Annotated in this window: 10 protein-coding genes; 3 read left to right on the plus strand and 7 right to left on the minus strand. The window is 37.2% G+C overall.

The genetic code is table 11. The features are described 5' to 3' along the window. Positions 1 to 23 precede the first annotated feature (23 nt). From QQJ93_RS11645 to QQJ93_RS11660, 4 genes are all read right to left on the minus strand, one after another. The gene (locus tag QQJ93_RS11645) at positions 24 to 1,352 is read right to left on the minus strand and encodes an HlyD family type I secretion periplasmic adaptor subunit (protein ID WP_089123659.1); all 1,329 of its coding nucleotides are present in this window, start codon (positions 1,350 to 1,352) and stop codon (positions 24 to 26) included. Next, positions 1,345 to 3,501 (minus strand): peptidase domain-containing ABC transporter, encoded by a 2,157-nt coding sequence (locus tag QQJ93_RS11650; protein WP_089123660.1) that lies wholly within the window; start codon positions 3,499 to 3,501, stop codon positions 1,345 to 1,347. The genes QQJ93_RS11645 and QQJ93_RS11650 overlap by 8 nt, the downstream gene beginning before the upstream one ends. Position 3,502: 1 nt before the next feature. Beyond that, positions 3,503 to 5,155 (minus strand): ABC transporter transmembrane domain-containing protein, encoded by a 1,653-nt coding sequence (locus QQJ93_RS11655; RefSeq protein ID WP_089123661.1) that lies wholly within the window; start codon positions 5,153 to 5,155, stop codon positions 3,503 to 3,505. Positions 5,156 to 5,630: 475 nt separating this feature from the next. Next, a complete protein-coding gene (locus tag QQJ93_RS11660; RefSeq protein WP_089123662.1) occupies positions 5,631 to 6,137 on the minus strand; it encodes a lactoylglutathione lyase family protein in 507 nt (168 codons plus the stop codon). Positions 6,138 to 6,262: 125 nt separating this feature from the next. Between QQJ93_RS11660 and QQJ93_RS11665 the strand changes: the two genes are divergently transcribed. The 3 genes from QQJ93_RS11665 to QQJ93_RS11675 all read left to right on the plus strand — a co-directional run bounded on the left by QQJ93_RS11665 (position 6,263) and on the right by QQJ93_RS11675 (position 8,680). After that, complete coding sequence (locus QQJ93_RS11665) at positions 6,263 to 7,153, plus strand: LysR family transcriptional regulator (RefSeq protein ID WP_089123663.1); 891 nt, start codon at positions 6,263 to 6,265, stop codon at positions 7,151 to 7,153. 87 nt (positions 7,154 to 7,240) lie between these two features. After that, entirely contained in the window at positions 7,241 to 7,864 is a 624-nt protein-coding gene (locus tag QQJ93_RS11670) for a hypothetical protein (RefSeq protein ID WP_089123664.1), read from the plus strand. Between the two features lie 99 nt (positions 7,865 to 7,963). Next, a complete protein-coding gene (locus QQJ93_RS11675; protein WP_089123665.1) occupies positions 7,964 to 8,680 on the plus strand; it encodes an IclR family transcriptional regulator in 717 nt (238 codons plus the stop codon). A 50-nt stretch (positions 8,681 to 8,730) separates the two neighbouring features. Here QQJ93_RS11675 and QQJ93_RS11680 read toward each other — a convergent pair whose 3' ends face one another. The 3 genes from QQJ93_RS11680 to QQJ93_RS11690 are packed head-to-tail and all read right to left on the minus strand — an operon-like array spanning position 8,731 to position 11,418. Then, on the minus strand, positions 8,731 to 9,366 hold the full coding sequence (locus tag QQJ93_RS11680) for a 2-dehydro-3-deoxy-6-phosphogalactonate aldolase (RefSeq protein ID WP_089123666.1): 636 nt from the start codon (positions 9,364 to 9,366) through the stop codon (positions 8,731 to 8,733). Then, on the minus strand, positions 9,353 to 10,255 hold the full coding sequence (locus QQJ93_RS11685; RefSeq protein WP_284186093.1) for a 2-dehydro-3-deoxygalactonokinase: 903 nt from the start codon (positions 10,253 to 10,255) through the stop codon (positions 9,353 to 9,355). Before QQJ93_RS11685 ends, QQJ93_RS11680 begins: the two co-directional genes overlap by 14 nt. A 17-nt stretch (positions 10,256 to 10,272) precedes the next feature. After that, a complete protein-coding gene (locus QQJ93_RS11690) occupies positions 10,273 to 11,418 on the minus strand; it encodes a mandelate racemase/muconate lactonizing enzyme family protein (RefSeq protein ID WP_089123668.1) in 1,146 nt (381 codons plus the stop codon). Positions 11,419 to 11,580: the final 162 nt, after the last annotated feature.

Below are 11,580 nucleotides of genomic sequence, written 5' to 3' on the forward strand. Positions count from 1 at the left end.
ATCTTTTAAACATCGATAACTGGTTATCTTTCACCAAAAGCAGTAGTTATATTTGTATATACAGGCTTCCATAAATATTCAAATACTGTTTTTTCACCTGTCACAATATCTGCTTCACCGGTCATCCCAGGAATCAATTTAAATTTATCAGGATTATCAAAATAATATGGATGAGCAATTGAAATTCGGACTTTGTAGTACACCCCTCCACGTTCATCAGCATCAGTCGTTGGAGAGACTTTTTCTACAATACCTTCAAGAGAACCATATCGACTGTAATCAAATGCATCAATTTTAATCCGTACTGTTTGACCAATATGAATAAAACCTACATCTCTAGGGGATAATTTCGATTCCATAATGGCTGTTTTAGTCGTCGGTACAATGATAGCAACCGTTCCGCCCGGCTGAATAACACTACCTTCATTGGTAGTTGGAATGGATTGAACAATACCATCGACGGGTGCTCTAACAGTATTGTCCTCTAGATCAAAATTAGATGACCGTAGGCGCGCTTCTGTTGTAATTAACTCAGTTTGAGCTTCGGTACGTCTTTCACTTACATCTGATTTATAATCCGTTTTCTTCTCTTTAAGTTGCTCATCTAAATGAACCAATGTTTTTTCTAAAACAGATTTTTTCCCTAATAACGATGTCAATTCTCGCGTATAAGAAGCTAATTTTTGTTCCTGATTATTCCTTTCCATTTCAGAAATTGCTTGTCGGCTAGTTGTTGAGGCCATCAAATTCAACATATGACGTGAGTGAGCAATTTGAGAGCGTAATGTGGGTAATTCATTATTAATACTGTTGATCTCTTCTTGAGTTTTCCGGATTTCAGCTTGAGAAACAGACACTAATGATGCTTCTTTTTCTAACATTTCCTGAAAAGCTTGCTCATGAGTTTTAACTAGGCTAGGAAATACCTCAACGAAGGCCGAGAAATCAGGTTGTCTTTCTGATAAAAAAGCATTGTAACGCTCAATTCTTAAAATAAAGTTGGCTCGCTTCGCTTCTAATTCATCTTTTAGTGACTGACTATCAACCGATACAAAATTCACCAAAGCCTGACCTTTATTGACAACATCCCCTTCTGCAACCAAAACAGATGAAATCGTACCACCATGTTTATTTTGGATGACTTGCTTATGTCCAAGAGGGACAATTTGACCATGGGTTTTGGCTATTTCATTGACATTAGTAAAGATAGACCAAATGAAAAGACTAAAAGTGGCTAAGCAAATAACCAATATGGTGGCTTTAATAATTTTACGTTCTGTTGGTGCTTCTATAGCACTAGAAAATTCAAAATCAGGCCAGATTTCCGGTGCACTGTTTTTCTTCTCATTCATGAGTAACATCCATATCAATTTCCGTTGCGGATTCAGGCTTTATTGCAGGGCCCGCGTACACTAAATTTCCTTTATCTAACACGACGACTTTATCTGCCATCGAAATCAATTCCGGATCATGAGTCGTAAATACCATCGTTTTACTACCTTTAAGTGTAGTAATTAATTCTTTAAAATAGTTTTTAGTTCCAGCCGGGCAACTCGATAGTGGCTCATCCATAAGCCAATAATTAGCATCTTTTAATATTAAGCGTGCCAAACTAATAGTACTCGCATCTATGGAACGCATCAGAAGATCATAATCACTAAAATATGGTGCATTTATATCGCCATTAACACTATAAAGTAGGGGTTGAGCGCCTGCTTTTAATAAGGCTTGTTTCACCTCTTCATCTGTCGCCTCTGGTTTCACAGTACGAACATTATCCGCTAAGCTTCCAACCACTAAGTCAGTCTCAGCTGGTGAATAAGAAACCCAACGACGAAACACCTGTGGGTCATATTGTCGAATGTTTTTACCATTAACCGTAATATATCCACCTTGTGGCTCTAATACGCCAAGCAAAGAAAGTAATGCACTTGTTTTTCCACATCCATTAGGACCAATAATCGCAACAACTTCACCTGCTTCAATATCAAAACTTACACCAGATAAAGCCGGTTGAGCTTCAGCGTTATAACGTAAAGTAAGTTGCTTAATACTCACAGAAGGAGAAACATCGACATTAGGAATATCAAGCCTTAATTCATTATTCTCCGTATTCACCATCATAAAACTATCAAATTGACGGATGGCATTTCCCAACATGGTAAATTTCAAAGAAGATGAAAAAACCATTTGAGCAGGGCCTGTAATTCGCCAAATTAACATCACACAGGCAATTAGTGCTCCTGGTGAAATGTCTTGTTCAAGGACCAAAAAAACCCCTACAAAAATCGTAATAAGTGCAGTTAGCATACTCATCATTTGACCAACAGCTGCATTCAAACCATTCCGTTTTGCAAATAAAAAGTTTTGTCGACTATTCTCTTGATTCATACGTTGAAGCCCTTTCACCCAACCATGAATACTGCCACCTGATTTTAATAACAACACATTCTTAGATAACTCAATCATCACATCTTGATATTGATTCGATACCGTTGGCAAAGCATTATTGGTATAACGAGTCACCAGTTTCATGATGATAAAATTTAATAACAACATACAAATTGGTACGAGCACTAACCAACCACTTAATAGTGCAATGGCGATTAAAACAACCAGCGTAAAGGGTAAGTCGATTAAAGCTGTCCCCGTAGGACCAATTAAAATTGAACGTACTTTTTCAGCATTTTTCATGCGGTTAATATGGTTAACCATGCCAACACGGCTCAGTAGCATTAATGACATCGACATCAAACGATGGAAGGTTAAGTTTGATAAATCCCTTGAGAATCGGTTTCCTACTGAAGTTAAGATATAAGCTCGGTATAACTGACAGATGAGATAAATAATAACCGCTAAAGCAGCACCAACGGCAATTGGGATAATAATATTTGAATTTTGAGCACCAATAACACGGTCATAAACTGCCATGGTAAACAGAGGAATACTCAGACCTGTCAGTGAAATAAATAAACTTAAGAAAAAAACGGGACGATACCATTTAGAGCGTTTACTCATTTCTCTCGAAAATGCTTTTAAATTTAACTGTTTTGATGGCAATCGCTCAATAAATACAGCCATCGCATTTACATCCAGATCAGCCAGCTCACATTTTATCCACTTTTGAGTATTTACAGAAAAGCATTGCAAATCATCATTACGGCGCCGATATAACTGAGTTCCACCCGAGCGCCCAATCAAAATAAATGGGTATGGCGTATCTTGGACATTTTGTCGAGTAACATGGTCTGTCACATATCCCACATCATACTTTTTCAGCTGTTCAACAAGCCCTAACGCATCCAAAGTATCTAATTCTGGGTTAGCTTTGACATTCTTCTCTTGAGCATTTAATCCTAATTCTTTAAGCCAAAACTGCAGGACCACTTTAAGATTCTCACTTGAATCTCTACCACCTAATGATGACTTGGAATGATTTGACATAGTTGCATCAGCCATTGCATTCACTTCTATTTTGTTATCTTTAGATTCCATCGGCATCTTACTGATCCTCTGTCCGTTCTATAGTGCAATGTCCATCCCAATCAATTGAAATATGACAGTTACATGCCTCAATCAGCTTTTCAGAATAAGAAGCTACAATAATCGTCATGAATTGACGTTGCTCTAATAACACTTGAATCATTCGTTGCTGGCAATCCAAATCTAACGACAATTGAGGTTGCTCTAATAACAAAATTGATGGTTTTTGAACTAAGGCTCTCACCATAGCAATTAACTTAATGGTTCCTTTGTTAAATATCTCAGTACCACTTTCCGTTATTTCAGTTTGATAACCCGCGGCTAAGTCACCTATAGAAGCAGATAAACCCAGTTGCTCTGCTAAAACAACTGCCTCATTCTCTAATTCTGGGTGAAATAGCGTTAAGTTATCTAACACGGTACCTGCAAATAATGTGGGCCATGACGGTACATAAATGACAGCAGAGCTATAATCTTGGTAATGATATTCATGGATATCCTTTCCACCAATGAATAGTTGCCCTTCTTCGGCTTGCTTTAGCCCCCCAATAGAAGCCACAAACAAACTTGCAAAAGTTAAAGGATCAGAATGCAAAGAAACGAGATCATTGGCTTTAATTTCAAGTTCATCAATATCAAGTTTTGCAACGGTCTCATACGATTTATAATTCTTAAAACAAATTGGACCTGAAGGGAAAGATTGATCATCCAGTAAATCAACATTTCCTTTGAATGGTACTTCTGGAAGATCCATTAATTCTTGAACTTCTTTTCTTGCTACATCTGTTACCGCTAAACGGTTATATAACCCAATTAAAGAACTAAGCGGAGCAACAGCTCTACCCGCTAAAATGGAACATGCTGTTAACCCACCAGTCGTTAAATCACCTGCTAATACTGACAAACTCCCCACCAAAATAAGCGTTAATGTCGTACCTTGAGAAGCAAGCCCAATAAAAAGTTGCAACTTGGCGGCTAACCAATCCGCATGTTGTTGAGCTTGAGCATATTGATAATTAGATTGACGATAAGATGAAGATATTTGGCTTTCTTGTGCTAATGCTTTCTCTGTAGTTAAACCTGAAAACACTTTGATAAACACACGAGAGCGCTGACTTTCTGTTAATGACAAACCATAAGTGACTGTTTTTAGTTGGCGACCTATGTATAAAACGATCAGGCCAACGATCAACCACACCATAATAGGGATAAGAACTAAGCTTCCGCCGATATAGGCAATTAAGCCGATAAAAACCAGCGCAAATGGAAGGTCAACTAACGAAATCATGAACTGACCAGAATAAGCATCCCGCATATGACCAATTGCGGTAAATCCATTATAGATGCGGCCAATACCCATCTGAGCTATATGCTTATAGTCTCCTTTAAAGAGAGCATAAACACTTTTCTCTACCGTTTTTTGTTCAAAATTTGCAGCCGAAGAAGCTAATAACCAACTGCGCATATAACGTAAAAATGCTTCCACAATAATGGCAAGAGCCACACCAATTGCAAGTACCATAGCCGTCCCATAACTTTGATTAGGGAGAATGCGGTCATAGATTTGTAGCAACGCGAAAGGTAAAGCCAGTGATAATAAGTTAATAAACGTTGAACTTAACACTAGCTCAGAAAAATGAGGTACTTTGATGAATGACTTATTAATCTGCACGGTATTATTTGACCTTCTGTCTATACCCTAAAACAAGCATGGTATTGGTATCGTCCCTGAATAAGTTAATATTATTCCAACTTATAGAAAATGTTAAACTTTTTGTACGATAAAAGCCCCCTACATTTAAGCAATGTGATGTCTAACCTCTGAAATAGTCTACACTTTTTATAATCAACCTCCATTTAACTCTTCATCCTCGTTAACAAATAGACCAAGAACTATTGACCCAATAAATCTGAATTTAATAACCAATTAAGTCACAAATAACAACTAACATAGATAAATCCAGTTAAACGAGCTTTAAAATCGATGTTTATAAACATTTAATGAAGGGGGAAATAGAATCATTGCATGGCTCATTTAGAAGTATCTGGCAGACAAATCTAACACTTTCATAGCTTCAAACGAAAATACCCACTTTGATAACTAAACATCAAAATGGGCATTATTTTTACTAAATCAGCTTTATAGATTAATTGTACGCACCACTTGCATAGTGCAACTCATAACTGTGGCTGTAAATTTCAAGAATATTACCAAACGGATCTTCCATGTAGATCATGCGGTAAGGCTTTTCACCAGGGTAGTAGTAACGTGGTGCTTTCATACGTTTTTTACCACCAGCAGCAACAATTCGTTCCGCTAAACCTTCCACATCTGGGTCTTGTACACAGAAATGGAATACGCCGGTTTTCCAATATTCAAAATTATCTTCAGGATTTTCTTGGTTTTTAAACTCAAAAAGCTCAACTCCCACTCGGTCACCCGTTGACATATGTGCTATACGAAAACGCTCCCAACCTGCGCCAAATACATCAGTACACATCTCACCGATAGCAGAGTCATCTTCAACCACATCCGTTGGCTCCATAATCAAATACCAACCCAGTACTTCGGTATAGAATTTAACCGCAGCTTCAATGTCTGGTACAGAAATCCCAATGTGAGAAAACGTTCTTGGGTATGTTTTATTTTCCATTGTATTACCTCATTTATTTCATCGTGTGTGCTTGCTTAAGGTAAAGATTAATCAAGTCGGTTTACTTTTAAAAATTATCAATTATTCTTATTTTAATAATTATTTGTTATTGAAGGCTCAGCATCATGTTAAACCCAGTATGGCTACACACTTTTAAAACCTTAGTCGATGTTGGTCACTTTACTAAAACCAGTGACAAACTTTTTATGACACAGCCAGGTGTGAGCCAACATATTCAAAAGCTTGAAGCGGCATGTGGACATAACCTACTGATCCGATACAACAAAACATTTGAATTAACCGAACAAGGACGACAAGTTTACAATTATGCTCAACAGTTACTTATCAATGAAAATGCATTATTAGATTCTCTAAATATCGATGACCCATACCAAGGAGAAATCAAATTGGCATGTTCTGGCTCTTTAGCACTGTCTTTATTTCCAAAGCTGCTCGAACTCCAAAAACAAAATCCAACACTTGTCGTGCATTTAGAAGTAGCTCCTAACCATAAAATTTTGAATGAGGTACAAAGCAGCAATATTGATTTAGGTATCGTCACTCACAAGCCACAAGAAAGCTTCTTTGAGATAGATAAACTCGGTGTTGAGTCATTGTGCCTTGTATTACCGAAGGATCACCAAAACAAACCGATTACCGCAGCACAACTGAGCTCATTAGGTATGATACGCCACCCAGATGCGGATCATTACTTATCACTCTATTTGCATCGATGTGGTGAGAAAAATTGGCAAGATATTGAAATTGAAAAAATTAAGACCGTAAGCTACATCAATCAACTTAGCCAAATTTTACTCCCTATCGCTAAAGGAATGGGATTCACTGTGTTACCCCAAAGTGCTGTAGACAGCTTCTATTTAGCCGATGAGGTTACGATACATAATCCAACAAACAGAGTAACTGAATCTCTATATTGCATAGGAAAACGGCACAAACAAAAACCAAAGCGAATCACTATGATTCTTGAACATTTACAGCAATGGATAAGTGACTAACGCAAAAATAGGCTTAATAGTTGGTTACCTATTCACTACCTTTGTTGATCTGCTCAACTTCAAGCTCATTTTTAGTTTGGGAGACATTTGATCTCTAGCCCAGGGATCGCCCCGTTAACGATTGGGGGGGGGGGGACACTAAAAGATTATTTCATCGAAGAAAGTATATTATGGATTTCTGATAAAGAATATATAAAAGGCGATAATAGCCGATTGATAATATTGCCAAGCATAGCAATAGATATTTTGAAGCAATACATTCAATACCTTGAAAACCTCAATAAAAACTCAGTCCCTGAACAACATAATACTAAGACCAAAATTAAGAGCATTTTAGATGGAGATGAGCATCTATTTTTCTTTTTTACTCATGTCGACCAACTAGAAAGCTTTAAACCTAAGTACATTTGGAATGTGCAAATGCCACTCGGTGAAGTAAAATTACTTCAGGCAAACTGGGGAAAACACCAAATCAAGACATATCTCCACACTTATGGCATTCCTACCGAATACATTGCAGCTTGGATGGGACATTCTCTAGGTAAGTTACTCTTACACGGCCATTTTAGATCATTATCTAATGACGGCCCTCAATTGATAGTAAAAACATTACTACCATTTTTTATCATTATATTTGGCGTCTTAATGCTAGTAATATACATACCTGAAATTTCAATGTCTCTTCCACAACTCATGGGATTGATAAAATAAAATCCCACATAATGGGAATAATAAGAACCAAATATATAGATTCATCACAATATTATATTTTACTTTTTGTTACCTTTCACATAAATGTAAGAGGTAACTATGTCTAATAACCAAGCATTAAATAAAGCTATAGCTGTCATTGATGCAGTAGCAAATGGTAACTGCCAATTAAAATCTATTTGTACAGAAACTGGGCTTCCCAAATCAACCGTTCATCGAATCTTACAAGGATTAATTGAAGCAAGGTATATTCGGGAAGTCAAAGGTATAGGCATAGTTCTTGGTACTAAAATGATTCAACTAGGAAACCGGGCTCAAAAAGACATGCCCTTAAAAGAAATCGCTCACCCTATTTTGTGTAAGTTAGCTGAAGAAACCAAGGATACAGTCCATCTTGGCATCAAGGATGAAGATCATATTTTTTACCTAGACAAAATTTCTGGCTATCGCGCCATTGAGTTAAGGTCGAGAATTGGAGATCGTCTACCTCTTGCTGCTACAGGTATTGGTAAGTCGCTGATGATTGACATGCCAAAGACTGAGTGGTTACGCCTGATAAGAAAAGAAACACACTTAGATGTAAATGCTATGATTGAACGTATGGAGTCTTATTCAAAATATGACTATAGCTTTGACTTAGAAGACAATGAAGAACTGGTTCGATGTGTCGCAGTTCCTGTTCGTAATAAATACCAAAATATAATAGCGGCTATATCTGTCACTAGCATTAAACCTTATATGCCTGATGAACGCATGGAAGAATTAATCCCTCTTCTGCAACAGTACAGTCAGCTTATTTCTCAGAAGTTAAACTAAAAAAGGTTAATGAAAAGTCCAAAAATTTTTGGACTTTTCACGATTCTATATTACTTACATTTTTTAAATTCAGCTACGAATTTCTTAGCCCGTTGCCTGATTTCATCGTCACTTAAATCAGGCGTATAAAGTGAAGAGCCTAAACCGAAACCTTGAGCACCAATTTTTATTAGTGGCCTCATGCTTTCCTCAGTTGGATTAATGCCTCCTACAGGAAAACATAATGTTTCCGGTGGAAGTACCGATTTGAGCGCTTTAAATCCATCTATTCCTACTTGACTAATAGGAAAAAGTTTCAATCCTGTAGCCCCTGAAGCTAACGCTGCAAAGGCTTCGGTCGGCGTAACCACACCAGGAAAAGTTACACAATTTGCCGCAGTAGAGAGTTTAACGACTTCTTCATTATAGTTTGGTGTTACAATCAAATTTGCGCCTGTTTCAATTACTGCTTCGGCTTTCTCTAGCGTCGTAACAGTTCCTGCTCCTATTAAATAATGCGGTCCAAATTTTTCAACTAAACTTGCAATACTCACTAATGCATCAGGGCTATTAAGTGGTACTTCAATCATGGTAAAACCTTCATCGATTAAAATTTGCGTTACTCGTACTGCATCTTGAGGTTTAACCCCACGAATAATTGCCATCAAAGGTAGGTGTTCATCTAGATTAAATTTACTCTTTCCCATTTTCTACTTCCTGTTTAATATTTAACATACCTGCTAAAAATGTTTCATCTCCATTTATCATTTCACTATTTATCGATAATATTTTACAGGCTTGATAATAGCATTCGCATAATTTATCACTACCGACCAAGTAAACACTTGAATTTGAAATATTGTTAAACTCCTGACCAATAAGTATTCCTGATAAATAATCAAAAACTTCATTTTCTTCAATATTGTTGAACAATCGATGCGTCCTTGCATTGAAGAGTTTATTGGTTAAATTACCATTTTGGCTTTCTAAAACTCCACGCTTAAAAGCTGCTTCTGATTCTATTTGCGTAGGGAGTCCTCGTCCTAATATTGAATGCTGACTCAGCAATGAGAATAACTCTCCAGTCATATAAGTTTTAAATTCTTGAATGCATCCTTGTTTTATTTTTACATGCTTGCTATGAGTACCAGGGAAAATAGCAAAAGATTCAGTGTCATTAAGCAAAATATCCAAACCAAAAATTTGGACTTCTTCTCCTCGCATCACATCGTAATTATCCAGATCGCTCACGATATTTACACCTGGGATCACAGTTGCCATAGCTCCCCAAGGGAGTCTAAAAGACTTACTCCCCTCAACTAAATCATCTAAACTAGCAGGAGCTTGAACATAAGGTACTTCAATCCACCCTTGTGCCGAACCGACCATTCCCGCCATGAAAATAGGTAACTGTTGGTACTGACCTATCCACTGTAGCAGTACCTGCTCTAGTTCTTGCGCAAAGTTTCCTTTCTCAACTTGTAGTAAACCTAGTTTTTTCTCAATTTTATCGACTAATTTCCCTTCTTCATTCATCGCAAAGGCACGAAAATTTGTAGTTCCCCAATCAATAATTAACCAATTCACATCTTTCATTACCAAGCTCCCGTAAACTAATTAACTTTATATTGATTTAGAATTTCACGATTAACTTCAACACCAATTCCAGGTTGTGAAGGTATCTGAACTTTACCTTCAATCATTTTAATCCCATCGAAGATTAAATCTTTGCGGAATGGGTGTGAAGATTGGTCGAACTCCAACATAGGTTCAATAGGATTTAGTGATAGAGGAGTTGGTGGTAAAGATGCCATAAATTGTAAAGAAGCCGCAATACCAATTCCAGAACCCCAGACATGGGGAATCATCATGGTTTGACTTGCTTGTGCCAGAGCCGCTATTTTCTTTCCTTCAGTTATACCGCCCGAAGAACATAAATCTGGTTGAATAATATCCAACGCTCGATCTTGCAACCAAGGTTGATACCCCATTTTGCCAAAGACTTGCTCACCAGCTGCAATATAGGTTGCTGACATGTTTTTTATTTGTTGATAACCAACAAGATCTTCAGGTGCAAGTAATTCTTCCAGAAAATATAGGTTCAAATCTTCAGTGTGTTTTATAATACGGCGGGCAACTGCAGTATTATAAGCAGCATTCGCATCTGCCATAATTCTAACGTTATCACCGACTGCCTCTCGAATTGCACGCATGAATTTAATGTCTTCTTCGGCACCAAAACCTATTTTAAGTTTAAAGGCACTAAATCCAGACTCTACATAGCGATGCGCTTCTTCGATACTAGCCTCTGGATATTTTGCATTGGCAACACGGTAAAACCCCGTTGCATATGGCATAACTTCATTTCGGAATGCCCCACCAATTAATTTATGAATTGGTTGATTTAATGCTTTACCTAATATGTCCCATAGCGCGATATCCACACCACTAATAGCATTAACCGCGGCCCCTCCTTGTCCATAAGGACGAGTTATGTTGTACATTTCCTCCCATAGCACCTCGACATCAAATGGATCACGACCAAGTAGTATTGGCTTGAATACCTTTTCAATGAAAGCCGCGGCAATATGAGGTGATTGAAGCCCATGGCATAAAGATTCTCCCCAACCACTGATTCCATCATCTGTAATAATTTCAACAATTAAAGAACTTCGATTTGTGACCCAACCTTGTGAAAAGTAAAAGGGTTTATCTAAAGAAACAGAAATTGGATAAACAACTACATTTTTAATGTTCAAAATTTACCCTTAATATCTTTCAACCATTATTTAATAACTAACTCTAATCCTCCTCCTTTTTAATAAGAGAAACAATCTAGTCGAAGAAAGTTCCCATAAGATGGAACTTTAATTATCTAGAACAAAAAATAGATCATTATCACAAAAATAATTTTCACTTTT

It is taken from the genome of Vibrio algivorus, assembly GCF_030161215.1.
In the GTDB taxonomy this organism is placed as follows: domain Bacteria; phylum Pseudomonadota; class Gammaproteobacteria; order Enterobacterales; family Vibrionaceae; genus Vibrio; species Vibrio algivorus.

Coding starts and splice junctions, on each gene's coding strand:
- QQJ93_RS11645 (WP_089123659.1), bottom strand. CDS start 1,352: ATGAATGAGAAGAAAAACAGTGCACCGGAAATCTGGCCTGATTTTGAA.
- QQJ93_RS11650 (WP_089123660.1), bottom strand. CDS start 3,501: ATGCCGATGGAATCTAAAGATAACAAAATAGAAGTGAATGCAATGGCT.
- QQJ93_RS11660 (WP_089123662.1), bottom strand. CDS start 6,137: ATGGAAAATAAAACATACCCAAGAACGTTTTCTCACATTGGGATTTCT.
- QQJ93_RS11665 (WP_089123663.1), top strand. CDS start 6,263: ATGTTAAACCCAGTATGGCTACACACTTTTAAAACCTTAGTCGATGTT.
- QQJ93_RS11675 (WP_089123665.1), top strand. CDS start 7,964: ATGTCTAATAACCAAGCATTAAATAAAGCTATAGCTGTCATTGATGCA.
- QQJ93_RS11680 (WP_089123666.1), bottom strand. CDS start 9,366: ATGGGAAAGAGTAAATTTAATCTAGATGAACACCTACCTTTGATGGCA.
- QQJ93_RS11685 (WP_284186093.1), bottom strand. CDS start 10,255: ATGAAAGATGTGAATTGGTTAATTATTGATTGGGGAACTACAAATTTT.